This is a genomic window from Roseovarius sp. BRH_c41 (assembly GCF_000961715.1).
Lineage (GTDB): Bacteria > Pseudomonadota > Alphaproteobacteria > Rhodobacterales > Rhodobacteraceae > Roseovarius.
Genome location: NZ_LADY01000056.1, coordinates 83,484 through 100,104, shown reverse-complemented (window position 1 = coordinate 100,104; position 16,621 = coordinate 83,484). Strand labels below are relative to the sequence as shown.

The window sequence follows — 16,621 nt, the reverse complement described above, 5'->3', positions numbered from 1 at the left end:
GCCGCTTTGGTAAGCCTGAGCGTCGGTAAGCCTTGCGAGGCTCAATGCGCCTCTGCCCAGTTCACACCCTGTCCCGCATCCACGACCAAAGGCACATCGAGATGCACCGCCGGGCTTGCCGCTCCCTGCATCACATCGCGCGCAATCTCGATCAGCCTGTCTGTAGCCTCTTCGGCCACTTCAAAGATCAACTCGTCATGGACCTGCAAGAGCATCTTGCAGGGCAGCCCTTCAATCGCGTCCGGCATTCGGATCATCGCGCGGCGAATGATGTCGGCGGCGCTGCCCTGAATCGGCGCATTGATCGCCGCACGGCGGGCAAAACCGGCGCGCGGACCTTTGGCAGAAATCTCGGGGGTGTGGATCTTGCGGCCAAACAGAGTCTGAACATAGCCGTGTTCCTTGGCAAAGGCGACCGTCGCGTCCATGTAATCCTTGATACCCGGAAAGCGTTCGAAGTACCGGTCGATAAAGCCCTGGGCCTCGGACCTCGGGATGCGCAGGTTGCGCGCGAGGCCAAAGCCCGAAATCCCATAGATAACCCCGAAATTGATCGCCTTGGCTTGGCGGCGAATCTCGGGCGTCATCTGGTCCAGCGGCACATTGAACATCTCTGATGCCGTCATGGCGTGGATGTCATGCCCCTCTCTGAACGCCTGCTTGAGCGTCTCTATCTCCGCCACATGCGCGAGAATGCGTAGCTCGATCTGGCTGTAGTCGAGACTGACAAGGCGGTGGCCAGACGCGGCAACAAAGGCCTCGCGGATACGGCGACCCTCCTCGCTCCGCACGGGGATGTTCTGCAGATTGGGATCGGTCGAGGCGAGGCGCCCCGTGTTCGCCCCCGCTTGGACATAGGATGTATGAACCCGTCCCGTACCCGGATCGATATGATCCTGAAGCGCATCGGTATAGGTCGATTTCAACTTGCTCAACTGCCGCCAATCAAGCACACGCGCCGGCAACTCGTGTTCGGTCGCGAGGTCTTCAAGCACATCTGCGCCGGTCGCATATGCCCCGGTCTTACCTTTCTCGCCGCCAGAAAGGCCCATCTCATCAAACAGGATTTCCCCCAATTGCTTGGGCGACCCGACATTGAAGCTACGCCCCGCTAGCTCGTGTATTTCAGACTCTAACGCTGCCATTTTCTGAGCAAACTTGCCCGACATGGCACGCAGCGTAGCGCGATCAACCTTGACACCGTAGCGTTCCATCTGGGCCAGAACCGGCACCAAAGGGCGCTCTAGCGTTTCATAGACCGTCGTAACGCGGGCGCGGTGGAGTTGCGGCTTGAAGGTCAGCCAGAGACGTAGGGTGATATCTGCGTCCTCAGCGGCATATTTCACCGCCTCATCAACCGGCACACGGTCAAACGTCACAGCAGTTTTGCCAGACCCAAGCAGCGATTTGATCGGAATCGGCGTATGCGTCAAATACCGTTCTGACAGCGCGTCCATACCATGACCATGCAACCCCGCATGCAGCGCATAGGACATCAGCATCGTGTCGTCGATCGGCTCGACCGTAATACCGCGCGCGGCAAATATCTTGGCGTCGTATTTCATGTTTTGGCCGATCTTGAGGATGGCAGCATCCTCAAGAACAGGCTTAAGGGCGGCGAGGGCATCTTCAACCGGCATTTGCCCCTCGGCCAATTTGTCAGACCCAAAGAGGTCATCCGCCGCGCCGTCCTTATGCGTCAGCGGGATATAACAGGCCCGGCCCGGTGCGATGGCGAGGGATATGCCCACCAAATCAGCCTGCATTTCATTGAGAGAGGTGGTTTCGGTGTCAACCGCCACATAGCCCTGCGACCGGATCGCTGCGATCCACGCGTCGAGGCTCTTGTGATCCGAAACGCGCTCGTAGGTTTCAGGCTCTATTGCAGGCCAATCCGCGACGGATTGCCCCTCATCCGCCGCTTGCTGTGGCTTCGGTTCGGGAATGGTAGGTGCGTCTTTACCCAAGGCATCCGCGATGCGTTTCGACAGGGTGCGAAACTCCATCTGCGCCAGAAAGCCCAGTAAAACCTCCGGATCAGGATCGCGCACCTCGAGATCGTCAAGCGTGAACTCAAGCGGTGTGTTGCAGTCGAGCTGCACAAGCCGCTTGGACATCTCGATCTGATCGCGCTTTTCAATCAGGGTGTCGCGGCGCTTCGGCTGCTTGATTTCCCCGGCGCGGTCCAGAAGCGCCTCCAAAGAGCCGTATTCGTTGATCAGGAGCGCCGCAGTCTTGATCCCGATCCCCGGCGCGCCTGGCACGTTATCGACACTATCCCCGGCCAAAGCCTGCACATCGACCACGCGATCCGGGGTCACGCCGAATTTCTCACGCACGCCGTCGACATCAATCAGCCGGTTCTTCATTGCATCCAGCATCTCAACGCCGTTACCGACAAGCTGCATCAGATCCTTGTCAGACGAGATGATCGTCACGCGCCCACCCAGATCGCGCGCCTGACAGGCGAGCGTGGCGATGATGTCATCCGCCTCAAAGCCCTCGATTTCTTCACATGCGATGTTGAAGGCGCGGGTCGCCTCACGAGTCAGCGGGATCTGCGGACGCAGGTCCTCGGGCATCGCCTCGCGATTGGCCTTGTACTCGGGATAGAGATCGTTGCGGAACGTGTGGCTGCCCTTGTCGAAAATCACCGCCACATGGGTCGGCGCGTCAGGACCGTTATTCCCTTCTACATAGCGTTGCAGCATGTTGCAAAAGCCTGACACCGCCCCGATGGGAAGTCCGTCGGATTTGCGCGTGAGCGGTGGCAACGCGTGATAGGCTCTGAAAATGAACGACGAGCCATCAATCAGATGCAGGTGACAGCCTTTTCCGAATTGCATGGTCATGAGAGCCCCGCTCAACAGTTTGAATTACGTCTGACGGTGTGCCACGAAGTGCCCGCCACTTCCAGACAGTTCATGCTCTGCCATGATGTCGCCACATTTTCCCCGAATTGGCGACACAGTTTTTCCAACTGCCCCGTAGATCAAACCGCCTCGACTTGACACACTGGGGTTGCGGAGGGCGGTCTGCCCAAGTTTTTCAGTGATTTTAAAGTAGTCGTTTCAGGCCCTGTGCCTCCGCACGAAATTAAACCCGCAGCGCCGGTCAGGCGCAGTTTGGCCGGTAGCCGCAGATCAGCGGAGGCGCAAGATGGCAAAACCAGCCCCAAAACCCAGAGAGCCCGGACCGGCATCCGGAATACCCCTGAAACCCATTTCAACACCAAAGATGATCTTTAAAGATTTTGCATCCATCTGACACCGCGGTTCACCGGCACGGATAGGGCATAGGTTCAGCCCGTTCCATGACCAGAATGCGATGCAACTGACGTGTTGTCAGGTTTCCCAGAATGACAGGTCGGCCGATCACGAAACCAGGCGAGCCATAAAAGCCCAGTTGCCGGGCCAGCCTCGCGGATTGGTTCAGCCTCTGTGCTACTCGGGTAGAGTTCATATCATGCAAGAGACGGTCTCCGTCTATGCCCTGATCGGCGGCCAATCGTCTGAGATAAACAGCTTTTCTAATGTCGCGACTAACGCGAGGTGCTTGATCTGTTTCCGCAGGGCCCGCTCCGCCTGATCCAAACCCACCAAGTGGAATGTGTCTTTGCCAATATCGATCCCTAGCGACATCAGTTCATCAAAGTCGTTCTTTGCCATGCTACTTCTCCTGTTTGCAGAAATAGGCTCAGCCTAACCTGCCGGGTGAAGCAGCCGGTACATTCCACTAGCGGACCTTGGTGCCTATTGCGGCGGAGGTCCGGTTCGAACCCATTTTGGCGAATGCTGCATGTTGTTCAAAAGTCGGCTTTGGGTTCGAAATAAATCTCAAATTAGCTTTACGTTATAAACCGAGCGCGACGGGACCGGCTAATCGAATAGCTTTCATCGTGAACGCCGCACTGAGGCGTCCCATCCTTCCAAAAAATTGCTCTTTTTGAGATTGTCGAGATAGGTTAGCAGACCAGGCCCGAGGCGAATGGGCAGGAAACTACCCTTTTGCGCACGCAATTGAGAGAAGGCCCAGCTTTCGATTTCTGCGACCTCGAGGATCGGAATGAGTTGCGATTGGGTTGCGACGACGTGCTGTCCGTCTTCGGAGATCAAGAATCTTACAAAGAGTTCGGCAGCTGCAGGATTGGGTGCGATTTTGGGTATAAACGCACTGCGGGCCATGACAAGATTGTAATCCGACAAGAAGTGCACCCCCACGCGTGGGTCTTGAGCGGCCAGAGACATCGCATAAGAGCCAATCACGTTGATCGCAAGCGAGATTTCGCCTGATGCGGTCGCCGCCACCATATCCGAGGTGCAACAAAATGTCCGAACGCCACTTTGACCAAGGATCTCGGTGATCCGCTGCGACTGCATCCCCTGTTCAGCATCTTGGGTGGCAAAAAGATAACCAATTCCAGAGCCGCGAAGGTCATAAATGCCGATGCGCCCTTCCAGCGTTATTGCGTTGTCGCGAATAAAATTGGCCAGTTCACGGTGTTCTTTGGGCAGATACTCGGGGGTAAATAATTCGCTGTTGTAGATGATAACGGCTGGTTCGAAAGTAAAACCAAAAAGTTCGGAGCGCCAAGTGGACCACTCTGGCAGAGCTTCGGCTTCGGGCATATCGAGCCGCCGCGCAATACCCCGGTTAACCAGATCGACCTGTAGGTTCATCGCCGAGCTGATAACCACGTCAGGTGCCGCACCAGCCAACATCGCCTTGTGCAGCGCAACTGTCTGGTATTCTTCATACACAATCGTCACACTGGGATTGCGCGCTTCGAATTCTGCGATAACAGGGGCCATCGCGGGGGTGTCAGTGGCGCTAAATATTGTAATCGTCTGCGCAACTGCCCCGTCGGGCACAACCAATCCTAAAGCCAAAGCGATGATGATAAACAGTGATGTGGCGGCACGCCCGATGGCTCTTGGAAAAGCGATCATCACGGAAAGACCCCCTTTGCGCGCGGTCCCGAAGCGCAACTTCGCGTGATGTCCATCGACGACCGCCTGCACGATAGCAAGGCCCAAGCCCGATCCGGCGGTGTCTTGCCGCATGGATGTAAACCGCTCTGTGGCGCGTGCACGGTCAGCTTCGGGAATCCCGGGTCCTGCGTCTTCGACCTTCAGCGCCAATGCATCATCTTCGATGCCCAGTGTGATGTCGATCGTGTTGTCGGGCGGACCATGGCGGATCGCATTGTCGATGAGGTTGCGCAGGGCTTCGCGGATCGACAGAGCGTCCGCAATAACTATGTCCTCCCCGTCCGCAACCTGATCCGCATCAAAGGTCACAATGATTTTGCGCATACGACTGTCACGGAGCATTTCGGCAACTGTGTCACGGACAACAGGTTTTAGGGCGATCGGTTTCAATGTCGCGCGGTCGGACCTGTGGATCACCATAGCATTCGCCAAAAGCTGATTGGTCAAACGCACAGTCCGCTCGGCTTGCAGTTCGGCCCGGACAAGACGCGCATGCATTTTCTTCGGATCCTTGGAGTCGACCGCCAACGACAAATGGCCTTGGAGCGCAGACAGCGACGTGCGGATCTGGTGCGCGACATCGGCGATAAAGCCTTCGGTCAGTTTTAGGTTTCGGTCAAGGCGGACGATAAAGCCGTTGATCGCGTCAAAAAGACCGCTGATTTCACTCGGAGAGGCCTCCTCGACAGGGGTGAGGTCGCCGGGCGAACGCGCGCTTAAATCGGCCTCGATCTGGCGCAAAGGAGAAAGCGCGCGTCGGATCGCAAGCCAGACAAACCCAAGGCCGATCAATGAGATGCCGGCCAAGCCCGTCATTCCGTTCAAGAAAAGAGACAATTGCTGCGCGTGCCTTGCTTCAAGGGTCTGGCCGATCTGGACTGCAACCCAAAGTCGCCCATCTGGCGAATTCATCTGACGCCCCTGTAAGACGAAACGGAATGGATCGCCATAAGGTGCATCAAAAAAGACCGGTGTTGCCTGCAACGCCATATCCGAAGGAACCGGCAGATCAGTGGTGCCTGTAATCACCCCCGTATCAGGCGAAAAAACCCGGTAGACGACCCGGTCATCGGGCGCGAGTGCGAGGATTTCCATGGCCGAAGACGGCAGGTCGATCGAAGGGCCATTAGGACCGGGTGATACGCGCTCCAAGACAGCCAACGCCGCCCCCGCCAGCAAGAGGTCGTAAGTCCGGTTTGCGGCCCCGCGTGCATAGTTCCAAAGCAACAGCGAAATGATCAATAAAAGGGCCATAAATCCCAGCGCCATCAGAGACAAAAGGCGACGTTGAAGTGAATAGCTGCGCGTTTTACTCGTCATCGGCAACATAGGCCATATAGCCTAGGCCACGAGCGGTTTTGATCACGAGTGGCGTATCATGCAGTTTGCGGCGCAGTCGCGTGACAATCTGTTCGACGGCGTTCATGCTTGGGCTTTCGTCAAAACTGTAAAGTTTGTCTGCAACCTCCTCCTTGGTCAGCATCCGGCCAAGGTTGTCGATCAATATCTCAAGCAGTTGAACTTCGCGGGCGCGAAGATCGACATCTTTTCCTGCAACAATGGCACGCTTTGCTGCTCTGTCGAAAGACAGCCCGCCTGCAACAAAGATATTGCTGGCTGTTCCAGAGCGTCGGCGCGCAAGGACGCGGCATCGGGCAAGCAATTCCCTAAAATCAAAGGGTTTGACCATATAGTCGTCCGCACCTGCGTCCAAGCCGACCACTCGTTCGTCGATTTGGGACCGCGCCGTCAGGATCAGCACAGGCGTGGCATCGCCGCGGGCGCGCAAAGAGCGCAGAATTTCATATCCGCTTTTGCCTGGTAGGTTGACGTCCAGTAGGATGATATCAAACAGGGAGTGGCGAAGCAGGTCGTTGGCCTCGTTCCCGTCGCTTTCACGGTCTACACAATGGCCTTCGACCCGCAGACGATCAACGATCGTGCCGGCCAATTCTTCATTATCTTCGATCAAAAGGATCCTCATAGTCATAGTCTATGAGTCAAGGTGTGTTTGCGATAGCCGTTTTGTTGCTGTCAGCTTCGCGTCAGTTTTGAGTCAGCCTTGCCACAGAAACAGCTCAGGTTTTTGTCAGCATCACTCTGTAAGGTCCCTTCGTGGTGGGACAAACCCGCTTGTCTCAAAAGGGAGGAGACCCCAATGACTTTGATCCGCCTCTGCGGCGCGTTTGCCGTTGCCGCAACTCTGGCTGTGCCAGCTTTTGCCGAAATCACTCGACCAGAATGTGTCGCACCTGCGAACCCAGGTGGTGGTTTTGACCTGACTTGTCGTATTGCGCAAACAGGCTTGGCGCCACAGTTGGGAACCGCAATGGAAGTAAGCTTCATGCCCGGCGGTATCGGCGCAGTTGCCTATAGCCTTTTCAACACCACGCGGACCGACGACGCAAGTGCAATTGTTGCATTTTCGACGGGTTCGCTTTTGAACATTGTGACGGGCAAATACGGCGAGTTTGATGAAAATGATGTTCGCTGGGTGGCAACTGCCGGTGCTGACTTCGGCGCTGTAATCGTGCGTGCAGATAGCCCATATCAGGACCTGAGCGCGCTTATGGCAGACTTTAGCGCGGATCCTGCATCGGTTGTGATCGGTGCCGGTGGATCCGTTGGCTCACAGGATTGGATGAAAGCTGCGCTATTGCTGCGTGGTGCTGGTGGCGATCCAAGAGCGATGCGTTATGTTGCGTTTGATGGCGGCGGCGACGCGATCGCAGCACTTTTGGGTGGTTCCATTGGCGTCTACACTGGCGACATGGGCGAAATGACCGCACATCTCGAAGCCGGCACAATGCGCGTTCTTGCGTCGATGTCTCCGGCGCGCCTTGACGGTATCTTCGCAGAGATCCCAACCGCAAAAGAGCAAGGCTTTGATGTCGAATGGACCATCATGCGTGGCTTCTACATGGGCGGCGACGTTTCTGACGAAGACTATGATGCTTGGGTTTCGACATTCGAGGCAGCTTACGCAACGCCAGAATTCGCGACAGTGCAGGCAGAAAAAGGCCTGTTGCCGCTTAATCTCGCGGGTGACGACCTGACTGCTGCAATCTCGACCAACATGGACCTTCTGCGCACAATCAGTACAGAAGCAGGCTTGCTCAACTGATCTGACTAATCCGATCGGCCGTCGCCCAAGTGGCGGCGGCTTGTCGCTATTTTGCCAAGGAGGCAGTCCATGGCCGACCGTCTTTTCGCCAGCTTTCTGCTGATCGTGACACTAGCCTACGCTTATATCGCGTGGACGTTGATCCAAGCGCCGTTCCAATACGACCCTCTGGGTCCCGAAAGCTGGCCGCGCATTCTTGCCGGAGCCGCTATTCCTTGCATTCTTTATATACTTTGGCGTCCGGACGCCGAATCCTTTGCGGTTACAAAATACACTTGGTTCAGGATCGCCCTGATGGTGGTGTTGCTGTTTGCTTATGCCGAACTCTATGAACCGCTCGGCTTCATCATCTCGACAATTCTCTTCGGCACGATCGTTGCCCTGACGCTGGGCGCGCCGCGGCTTGGGGCCTTGGCCTTTGGCTTAGGAGTAGGCGTGTTTGGCTATTTGCTCTGTTTCACGCTCATGGGCCTTAATTTGCCAGAAGGCGAAACGGTCAAGGCTGCACTAGAATTCTTTCGCGGGGACGCTGAATAATGGATGCGATTCTTTCAGGCCTGTCGACGGGCTTCTCCGTAGCACTTGACCCCTTTAACCTCTTTTTGGTGATGGTCGGCTGTTTCCTTGGCACGCTCATTGGCGCACTTCCGGGGCTTGGGCCAATCAATGGCGTCGCGATCCTGCTTCCGATCGCCTATGGCCTAAACTTCCCGCCCGAAAGCGCGCTTATTTTGCTCGCCGGTATATACTACGGCGCAGAATATGGTGGGCGAATTTCTTCGATCCTGCTCAACGTGCCTGGTGATGCGAGCGCAGTCATGACGACCCTTGACGGTCACCCGATGGCCTTGCGCGGCGAGGCTGGCAAAGCCCTATCTACTTCGGCTGTGGCAAGTTTTATCGGAGGCACGATTGCGGTCGTCCTGATGACACTCTTTGGTCCGCTCCTCGCATCCGTCGCCGTTGGCTTTTCACCTGCGAACTACGTGGCGTTGATGGTCTTTGCATTTGCATCTCTGGCCTCACTCGTTGGCAAAAGCACTGTCAAGACATTGCTCGGCGCCCTCATCGGGCTGATGCTGGCCACCATTGGCATCGACGCCAATACTGGCGTGCCGCGCTATACGTTCGGGATTCCTGACCTGCTTGCAGGCATTGACTTCCTGATTGTCGTGGTCGGCTTGTTCGGGATGGCCGAACTGCTCCACCTGGTAGAACAGCAAGTGAAAGGGACGCTCAAGTCCTTGCCTGTCGACAAAAGTTTTGTGCAGGCCGCCGATATCATTAAGCTGCGCTGGACAATCCTGCGGTCCTCTTTGATCGGCTTTATCATCGGCGTCTTACCTGGCACCGGCGCTTCGGTCGCCTCAGCGGTTGCTTATGGCACTGAAAAGCGTCTGGCGGGACCGGAGGAAGCGAAGAGCTTTGGTACTGGCAACATTCGCGGTCTTGCCGCCCCCGAAGCGGCAAATAACGCAGCTGCGGGCGGGGCGATGGTTCCAATGCTGACGCTTGGTATTCCCGGCTCGGGGACCACGGCGATCTTGCTGGGGGCACTCTTGATGTTCAACGTGCAGCCTGGTCCGCTCCTGTTCACGCAAAAGCCAGAGATTGCATGGGGCCTTGTGGCGTCCATGTATATCGGCAACGTCGCCCTTCTAGTGATCAACTTGCCACTCGTCGGTCTGTTCGCACGGCTGCTAACCATCCCGCACCATTATCTGACGCCGCTGATTGCGATCCTTGCGTTCATTGGAATCTATACCATCGTGGGCAACCCGCATGATCTGTTCCTGATCACGGCCTTGGGGGTGTTTGGCTGGTTCCTGCGCAAGCTGGAGTTCTCACTGGCTCCAGTCATTCTCGGCTTTGTCTTGGGGTCGCTGTTTGAAAACAACTTGCGCCGCGCTTTGTCGATTTCGGGCGGCGATTGGGCGATCCTGACAGAGGATTGGACAAGTCTTGTTCTTTATATCCTTGCGTTCGCAGTGGTATTTGCTCCGATTTGGTTGTCCCGCAGGGCACGTCGTGCCGCCGCTGCTTAGTAAGTTGAAGCCACATGTCGTCGCGCTCACCCTTGGTGGGGGCGGTGGCGTTCTGGCTCTTGGCCTTGGCCTTCCAGCAGCAGCTTTGATCGGGTCCACTCTTACGGTTGCGGTGGCAGCAGTTACTCCCATCTCGTTGGCCGTTCATCAACGCCTCCGCGACCTAGCATTTTGCGTGATCGGCATCTCACTGGGCGCCGGGGTCGAGGCTGAAGCACTTAGCCAAATTGGTGCTTGGTCAGTCAGCCTCACTATGTTGCTGGTGTGCCTCTGGACGACACTGATGACGGGCGCGCTTTTGTTAAAGAGACTTTTCGGGATGGACAGCGATACCGCCATTCTCGCAACGAGCCCCGGAACGATGTCAAATGCAATTGCGCTTGCGCTTGAAGGACGAGGAGACGCGACGACCATCCTGATTTTACAAATGTTCCGCTTGCTGGTCCTCGTGTCGGTCGTTCCACCCGTTGCCATGCTACTGGATGCAGACGGAATATTTTTACCAATGGCATCGATGGGCCTTTTACCTCTCGCTCTGCTTGTTTCTACGGCACTGTCTTTGGGACTTTGGGGTTCGCGCATGGGCATCCCTGCGGCGTGTTTGTTGTTTGGAATGTTACTGAGCGCTGGCGCCCATGTCGCGGGATTGGCGCAAGGACCCGCGCCCGTCTGGGCGGTTAACGCGAGCTTCATCATTACCGGAGCAGCGTTGGGTGCGAGACTGACCTCCATCAAGCTTTCCAAGCTCATGCAATTATCTGGGGCAGGGCTTTTGCTGGTAGGATCAGCGGTCGTGGTGTCGCTCTGCTTCGCCGGTATCACTCACGTCTTTACGGGATTGCCTCTTGCACAAATCTGGATCGCATTTGCGCCCGGCGGGGTCGAAGCGATGGCGGCAATTGGTTTGGCATTAGGCTATGACCCTGCCTACGTCGCAATACATCATTTCGCCCGAATTCTGCTGCTGGTTATTTTGATCCCAATATGTCTGAGACGCTTTGATCCATAAGATGAGAGCAGCTATCTAAATACCTTAAAAGGGGTCCGTTGCCTTAACTTGGCGAAGCAGTAGCTTGGTCTCTTTTTCGATGATGGAGGAGCCGATGGGGCACGGTAAGACTCCGTTCACACGGCACCGGTTTCCTCGTGAGATCGTCCGTATGGCAGTGCGCTGGTAGTGTCGCTACCCGTTGCCGTACAGGGATGTGCGCGACATGTTGGCCGAGCGCGGAGTGACGGTCGATGCCTCTACGATCCATCGCTGGGTTCGCAAGTTCGGTCCCGAGGTCCGCAAACGGGCTTATGGCGCACACCGCTCGTGGCGCGGGCTGCAGTGGCATGTCGACGAGACCTATATCCGGGTCGGCGGACGTTGGTGCTCTCTAGGGCGAGCCGTCGACCAAATTGGCCAATTGATTGACTTTCGCCTGACGGCAAGGCGCAATGCCAAGGCAGCAAGGGCTTTTCTGCGGCAGGCGCAGGAGACGGTCCGGGACCTGCAGGATCGAGGTCGCGAATGAGATCGACTTTGTGGCCAAACTCTTCACTGAAGCCGCGTGAAAAACACCGCCGCCCGCTCTCAGCACGCGAAGACTAAGTTATTGCAACGGACCCGTCTCAACAAAAATCGGAACATCCATGATGGGCCCGGTCTCGTTCCAAAACCCCAGCGCATCCCATCGGCCACCAAGTTTTGCCCACGCCCACAGGCAGAACCCAGTCGCTGGCCGTTGAAATTGTTCCCAAGTTCGGAGCTGTGTCGGCCAAGATGATCGGGTTGGCTTGCGGTGTGGGAAAGGTATGCGACTAATCCAACTCACGGACTTCGCGAACCCATGTCACAATGGTCTTTCGTGACCCTGCACTCATCTGGATCGCATTGGGTGGGGGCATCGCGTGGCTCAGCCCGGCCTGCATATATATCTGCCCGGCGTGGCGGGCCACGTCGCTCTCGGTTTCAAGAAACACGTTTTTGGGTGCCCAATGCAGCCCGCCCCAAGACGGCTCGCGTGCATGACACATCGAGCAGTTGCCCACAACGGCGACATAGGCATCCTCAAAGCTCTCGGCGGCTGCGAACTTCTGTTCATAGGGTGTCAGAGTGCGGGCTTCTGCCGCGTCAAAGGTGTCGTCGCCAGAGAAGGTTGAAAGCCATGCGATCAGCACCATCAACAGCGTTGTAACAGCCCATGTCCAATGCGGGCCCGTGCCAGTCTTGTGCAGAGTGTTGAAATAGTGTCGGATGGTCACGCCGGTCAGGAAGATCAGCGATGCGATGATCCACGCATACTCCGTGGCGAAGGCCAGCGGATAGTGGTTGGAGAGCATCAGGAACACGACCGGCAAAGTCAGATAGTTGTTATGGGTTGAACGCAACTTGGCGATTTGGCCATATTTGGCGTCAGGCATCCGACCCGCCTTGAGGTCAGCCACCACGATACGCTGGTTCGGCATGATCTGAAAAAACACATTGGCGGTCATGATCGTTGCTGTGAACGCTCCCAGATGCAAGAGCGCGGCACGCCCGGTAAAGATCTGGTGATACCCCCAGGACATTGCGACAAGAATGGCAAACAGCAGCAGCATCAGCACCGTCGGCCGCGCGCCAAGGCGGGATTTGCACAAACTGTCATAGGCCAGCCAGCCAACCGTCAGGGAACCGCCTGAAATAAGGATTCCTTGCCAGAGCCCCAGGTTGGCCTTGGTCGGGTCGAGCAGATAAAGCTCACCCCCCACCCAATAAAGCATCATCATAAGCGCCGCGCCGGAGAGCCATGTCGCGTAGCTCTGCCATTTGTGCCAAGTCAGATGCTCTGGCATCCGCGCCGGCGCCACAAGATACTTGACCGTGTGATAAAACCCTCCACCGTGCACCTCCCATTCCTCGCCATGCGCCCCTTCGGGCAGGGCAGCGTTTGGTTTCAGCATCAAGTCAAGCGCGATGAAATAGAACGATGCGCCGATCCATGCCATCGCCGTCACCACATGCAGCCAGCGAACGGAAAAGGCGATCCAGTCCCAAAGAATTGCGAGATCGTACATTGCCAGCCTCCCGAGTGTCAAAGTCCCGAGTACTCTAGGCGAGATCGAATTGCTCTGGTATGACTAAGAAAAGCCAAGCAGCATCAAAAAATCCAGAACAATGTCCTATCTCGACAACATCCGCACCTTCGTCCGCGTCTATGAACTGGGGAGCATGTCCGCCGCCGGGCGCGATCTGCGAATTTCCCCCGCTGTCACCTCCTCGCGGATTTCACAACTGGAAGAGCACCTCGGCGTGCGCCTCTTTCAGCGCACGACCCGCAGTCTGACACCGACGGAACAGGGGCAATCCTTTTACAGCGGCGCGAGCGAAATCCTAGAGGCGGTCGAACGCGCCGAGGCGCAGATCGTCAACATGACAGAAAACCCGAAAGGGTCGCTCTACGTGGCGGCGCCTCTGGGTGTTGGCCGACGGCTGATAGCGCCCCAAGTACCTGAATTCCTGCAAGCTTATCCAGAGGTCAAGGTGCGGCTCAGACTCACCGACCGCAAGGTCGATCTGACAACCGAGGGGTTGGATCTCGCTTTCTTCCTTGGCCAACCCGAAGACAGCAACCTGCGCATCCGCAAGATTGCGGATGTCGCACGCATTCTCTGCGCCTCGCCAGATTACGTTGCAAAAAGAGGACTTCCCGAGAGTGGTGACGACCTGATCGCGGACGGGCATGAGTGCCTCAACCTGCGCTTTCCGGGCGCGACTGAGTTTCAATGGCTGCTCTCGACCCCCGATGGCCCAAAGCGATTTCGCGTTTCCGGGCGCTGCGAATCCGACGATGGCGATGTGCTGACAGACTGGGCATTGGCAGGGCAGGGAGTTGCGCTGAAACCGATCTTCGAAATTGCCGAGCACCTGAGGGCCGGAGCCCTCATTCCGGTGGCGACCCGCACCCCACCGGAGCCGATCCAGATGGCGTGCCTCTTTACGCATCGCCGCTGGCAAGACCCAAAAACGCGTCTCTTCATGGAATTCATGGTCGAGCGTATCGCGGCCATGATCAAGACTACGGAAACTTTGCGTTAGCTGCCTCGATACGTAGAATAGCCAAAGGGCGATAGCAGAAGTGGCACATGATAATGCGACGCCTCCGACATGCCAAAACGGATTGGAATGACGTCGAGAAAGCGCGGTTCTTCCGGCGGGGTATTGCAGGCCATGAGGTAGTCCCCGACGTGGAACACAAGCTCATATGTGCCCGTGGCAAACTCATCCTTTGGCAGAATTTGCCTGTCAGTGCGCCCATCCCCATTTGTCTCAAGCGTTCTCAGCAAGACCCGTCCTGCGTCTTCGATCCGGAAAAGCTCGATTTTCAGCCCCTCAGCGGGGCAGCCGCGTGCGGTGTCTAGAACATGCGTCGTGAGATAACCGGTCATTCTGAAGCCTCCTCAAGCTCAGATGCTTCTAAACCGGTTGCCGCATGTGAGGCAAATCCACTCTGCCAAAACACAGCTTCGCATTCTTTTTGAAAAACATCTCAGATTTTCTGGTTTATGAATAGATCGGAACAGGAGAACCATGGCATGACACGATATCCACGAGACATGACCGGCTATAGCGAGCACGCTCCAGTCGCCAACTGGCCCGACAGAGCGAAAATCGCCGTCCAGATTGTTCTCAATTACGAAGAGGGCGGCGAGAACAACATCCTGCACGGTGACGCCGCCTCGGAAGCGTTCCTGTCCGAAATCACCGGCGCCGCCCCATGGCCGGGGCAGCGGCACTGGAATATGGAATCGATCTACGAATACGGTAGCCGGGCTGGCTTCTGGCGCGTGCACCGCCTGTTGAAGGATCTGCCGGTCACCGTCTACGGCGTCGCCACCGCGCTTGCACGCGCGCCCGCGCAACTTGCGGCGATGAAACGAGCGGAATGGGAGATCGCAAGCCACGGTCTGAAATGGATCGAACACAAGGACATGAGCCCCGAGGAGGAGCGCGCGCAAATTCGCGAGGCAATCCGCCTGCACACCGAAGTTGTGGGGACCCCCCCGCGAGGCTGGTATACCGGACGATGCTCCATGAACACGGTCGACCTCGCTGCAGAAGAAGGTGATTTTGCCTATATCGCCGACAGCTATGCGGATGATCTGCCCTATTGGGTGAGGGCCGGCGGCAAGGATCAGTTGATTGTTCCCTACACCATGGATTGCAACGACATGCGCTTTGCGATTCAGGCCGGATACACCACAGGTGCGCAATTCGAAACTTACCTGAAGGATAGCTTCGACATGCTCTATGCCGAGGGGCAGGCCGGCGCACCGAAGATGCTTTCGATTGGTCTGCATTGTCGCCTTGCCGGGCGTCCGGGCCGGGCCTTGGCTCTCAAGCGCGCGCTTGAGCATTTCCTCGCCCACGAAGGTGTCTGGTTCGCCACACGCGCGCAGATCGCCGACCATTGGGCAAAAGAGCATCCGCCAACGCGGGCCCTGCGCCCCTCTGCGATGGACCGACAGGGGTTTGTTGCTGCGTTTGGCGGAGTCTTCGAGCATAGTCCGTGGATCGCAGATGCGGCATATGATCTTGAACTCGGTCCAACCCACGACAATGCGGCGGGGGTGCATAATGCCCTTGCCCGGATCTTCCGTTCCGCAGCCGAAGACAAGCGCCTTGCTGTTCTGATCGCCCATCCTGATCTTGCTGGCAAGCTGGCGGCGGCGGGCCGCCTCACCCGCGAGAGCACGACAGAGCAAGCCGGGGTCGGGCTCGACATGCTGACGGACGAAGAGCGGTCCACCTTCACCGCGCTGAACGATGCTTATACCGCCAAGTTCGGCTTTCCCTTCATCATCGCGGTGCGCGACCACAGCAAGGCCTCGATCCTGTCGACCTTCCGGCGTCGAATAGAAAACGATCGTGCCACCGAATTCGCAGAGGCCTGCCGTCAGGTCGAGCGCATCGCGGAAATTCGGCTGCAGGAGATTTTTGCTCAATGACCGAGATCGTTAAAATCCGGCCGCTGACCGGAGAGGCGTTTGCGCCTTTTGGCGACGTTCTCGATACGAGTGGTCCGCCCGACTTGATCATCAACGCTGGGATGTGTGGTCGCTTTCATGATCGCGCACGGCTCGATTTTTCCGATGGCCGCGCCGGCATCAGCTTGTTCAAAGCCGAACCGCGCAGCCTGCCCTTCAGGCTGGATCTTGTAGAACGCCACCCCGACGGCAGTCAGGCGTTTCTGCCGATGACCGACGCGCCGTTTCTCGTGGTCGTCGCCCCCGACGTGGATGGTGGACCGGGCCAACCGCTCGCCTTTCTAACTCTGCCGGGGCAGGGCGTGAACTATCATCGCGGCATCTGGCACGGCGTTTTGTGCCCCCTGGCAGAGCCGGGCCTCTTCACTGTCATCGACCGCGTCGGCACGGGGCCGAACCTTGAGGAGCACTGGTTCGACCGCGAGATCATCGTGACGCAATGATCGCGA

The 16,621-nt window shown here is 57.1% G+C and carries 14 protein-coding genes and 1 pseudogene; 8 read left to right on the top strand and 7 right to left on the bottom strand.

Translation table 11 applies throughout. The features are described from left to right. Window positions 1-41: 41 nt before the first annotated feature. From polA to VR71_RS16935, 5 genes and pseudogenes are all read right to left on the bottom strand, one after another. A complete protein-coding gene (polA, locus tag VR71_RS16950) occupies window positions 42-2,852 on the bottom strand; it encodes a DNA polymerase I (protein WP_296430518.1) in 2,811 nt (936 codons plus the stop codon). 424 nt (window positions 2,853-3,276) lie between these two features. Further along, a complete protein-coding gene (locus VR71_RS25585) occupies window positions 3,277-3,507 on the bottom strand; it encodes a DsbA family protein (protein ID WP_367118662.1) in 231 nt (76 codons plus the stop codon). A gap of 14 nt (window positions 3,508-3,521) precedes the next feature. Then, window positions 3,522-3,668, bottom strand: a pseudogene (locus tag VR71_RS16945) (IS110 family transposase); the annotation flags it as partial. 225 nt (window positions 3,669-3,893) lie between these two features. Then, the gene (locus VR71_RS16940) at window positions 3,894-6,320 is read right to left on the bottom strand and encodes an extracellular solute-binding protein (RefSeq protein ID WP_296430516.1); all 2,427 of its coding nucleotides are present in this window, start codon (window positions 6,318-6,320) and stop codon (window positions 3,894-3,896) included. Then, entirely contained in the window at window positions 6,301-6,975 is a 675-nt protein-coding gene (locus tag VR71_RS16935) for a response regulator transcription factor (protein ID WP_045685867.1), read from the bottom strand. The genes VR71_RS16940 and VR71_RS16935 overlap by 20 nt, the downstream gene beginning before the upstream one ends. A gap of 174 nt (window positions 6,976-7,149) precedes the next feature. On the opposite strand from VR71_RS16935, the gene VR71_RS16930 reads away from it, so the two are divergent. The 5 genes from VR71_RS16930 to VR71_RS16910 all read left to right on the top strand — a co-directional run bounded on the left by VR71_RS16930 (window position 7,150) and on the right by VR71_RS16910 (window position 11,680). After that, window positions 7,150-8,115, top strand: a complete 966-nt coding sequence (locus tag VR71_RS16930) for a tripartite tricarboxylate transporter substrate binding protein (RefSeq protein WP_045685866.1) — start codon at window positions 7,150-7,152, stop codon at window positions 8,113-8,115. A gap of 69 nt (window positions 8,116-8,184) precedes the next feature. Next, complete coding sequence (locus VR71_RS16925) at window positions 8,185-8,652, top strand: tripartite tricarboxylate transporter TctB family protein (protein WP_045685865.1); 468 nt, start codon at window positions 8,185-8,187, stop codon at window positions 8,650-8,652. Continuing rightward, a complete protein-coding gene (locus tag VR71_RS16920; protein ID WP_045685864.1) occupies window positions 8,652-10,160 on the top strand; it encodes a tripartite tricarboxylate transporter permease in 1,509 nt (502 codons plus the stop codon). Before VR71_RS16925 ends, VR71_RS16920 begins: the two co-directional genes overlap by 1 nt. Further along, entirely contained in the window at window positions 10,144-11,169 is a 1,026-nt protein-coding gene (locus VR71_RS16915; RefSeq protein WP_009816833.1) for an AbrB family transcriptional regulator, read from the top strand. The genes VR71_RS16920 and VR71_RS16915 overlap by 17 nt, the downstream gene beginning before the upstream one ends. A gap of 205 nt (window positions 11,170-11,374) precedes the next feature. After that, window positions 11,375-11,680, top strand: a complete 306-nt coding sequence (locus VR71_RS16910) for a DDE-type integrase/transposase/recombinase (RefSeq protein WP_009816832.1) — start codon at window positions 11,375-11,377, stop codon at window positions 11,678-11,680. Window positions 11,681-11,966: 286 nt separating this feature from the next. Here the strand turns inward: VR71_RS16910 and VR71_RS16905 are convergent, their stop codons facing one another. Further along, window positions 11,967-13,202, bottom strand: coding sequence for a urate hydroxylase PuuD (locus VR71_RS16905; RefSeq protein ID WP_045685863.1), 1,236 nt, complete (start codon window positions 13,200-13,202; stop codon window positions 11,967-11,969). A gap of 100 nt (window positions 13,203-13,302) precedes the next feature. On the opposite strand from VR71_RS16905, the gene VR71_RS16900 reads away from it, so the two are divergent. Then, window positions 13,303-14,223, top strand: a complete 921-nt coding sequence (locus tag VR71_RS16900) for a LysR family transcriptional regulator (protein ID WP_045685862.1) — start codon at window positions 13,303-13,305, stop codon at window positions 14,221-14,223. Here VR71_RS16900 and uraH read toward each other — a convergent pair. Next, window positions 14,220-14,573, bottom strand: coding sequence for a hydroxyisourate hydrolase (gene uraH / locus VR71_RS16895; protein WP_045685861.1), 354 nt, complete (start codon window positions 14,571-14,573; stop codon window positions 14,220-14,222). The genes VR71_RS16900 and uraH overlap by 4 nt on opposite strands. 147 nt (window positions 14,574-14,720) lie before the next feature. Between uraH and puuE the strand changes: the two genes are divergently transcribed. Further along, window positions 14,721-16,133: an allantoinase PuuE gene (gene puuE / locus VR71_RS16890; RefSeq protein WP_045685921.1), complete on the top strand. Its 1,413-nt coding sequence runs from the start codon at window positions 14,721-14,723 to the stop codon at window positions 16,131-16,133. Next, complete coding sequence (locus VR71_RS16885) at window positions 16,130-16,615, top strand: ureidoglycolate lyase (RefSeq protein ID WP_045685860.1); 486 nt, start codon at window positions 16,130-16,132, stop codon at window positions 16,613-16,615. Before puuE ends, VR71_RS16885 begins: the two co-directional genes overlap by 4 nt. The last annotated feature ends 6 nt before the right edge of the window (window positions 16,616-16,621 follow it).

Excerpts from the sequence above, each read along its gene's own strand:
- polA (WP_296430518.1), bottom strand. The coding sequence starts at position 2,852 with ATGACCATGCAATTCGGAAAAGGCTGTCACCTGCATCTGATTGATGGC.
- VR71_RS16940 (WP_296430516.1), bottom strand. The coding sequence starts at position 6,320 with ATGTTGCCGATGACGAGTAAAACGCGCAGCTATTCACTTCAACGTCGC.
- VR71_RS16935 (WP_045685867.1), bottom strand. The coding sequence starts at position 6,975 with ATGAGGATCCTTTTGATCGAAGATAATGAAGAATTGGCCGGCACGATC.
- VR71_RS16930 (WP_045685866.1), top strand. The coding sequence starts at position 7,150 with ATGACTTTGATCCGCCTCTGCGGCGCGTTTGCCGTTGCCGCAACTCTG.
- VR71_RS16925 (WP_045685865.1), top strand. The coding sequence starts at position 8,185 with ATGGCCGACCGTCTTTTCGCCAGCTTTCTGCTGATCGTGACACTAGCC.
- VR71_RS16920 (WP_045685864.1), top strand. The coding sequence starts at position 8,652 with ATGGATGCGATTCTTTCAGGCCTGTCGACGGGCTTCTCCGTAGCACTT.
- VR71_RS16910 (WP_009816832.1), top strand. The coding sequence starts at position 11,375 with ATGTTGGCCGAGCGCGGAGTGACGGTCGATGCCTCTACGATCCATCGC.
- VR71_RS16905 (WP_045685863.1), bottom strand. The coding sequence starts at position 13,202 with ATGTACGATCTCGCAATTCTTTGGGACTGGATCGCCTTTTCCGTTCGC.
- VR71_RS16900 (WP_045685862.1), top strand. The coding sequence starts at position 13,303 with ATGTCCTATCTCGACAACATCCGCACCTTCGTCCGCGTCTATGAACTG.
- uraH (WP_045685861.1), bottom strand. The coding sequence starts at position 14,573 with ATGACCGGTTATCTCACGACGCATGTTCTAGACACCGCACGCGGCTGC.
- puuE (WP_045685921.1), top strand. The coding sequence starts at position 14,721 with ATGACACGATATCCACGAGACATGACCGGCTATAGCGAGCACGCTCCA.
- VR71_RS16885 (WP_045685860.1), top strand. The coding sequence starts at position 16,130 with ATGACCGAGATCGTTAAAATCCGGCCGCTGACCGGAGAGGCGTTTGCG.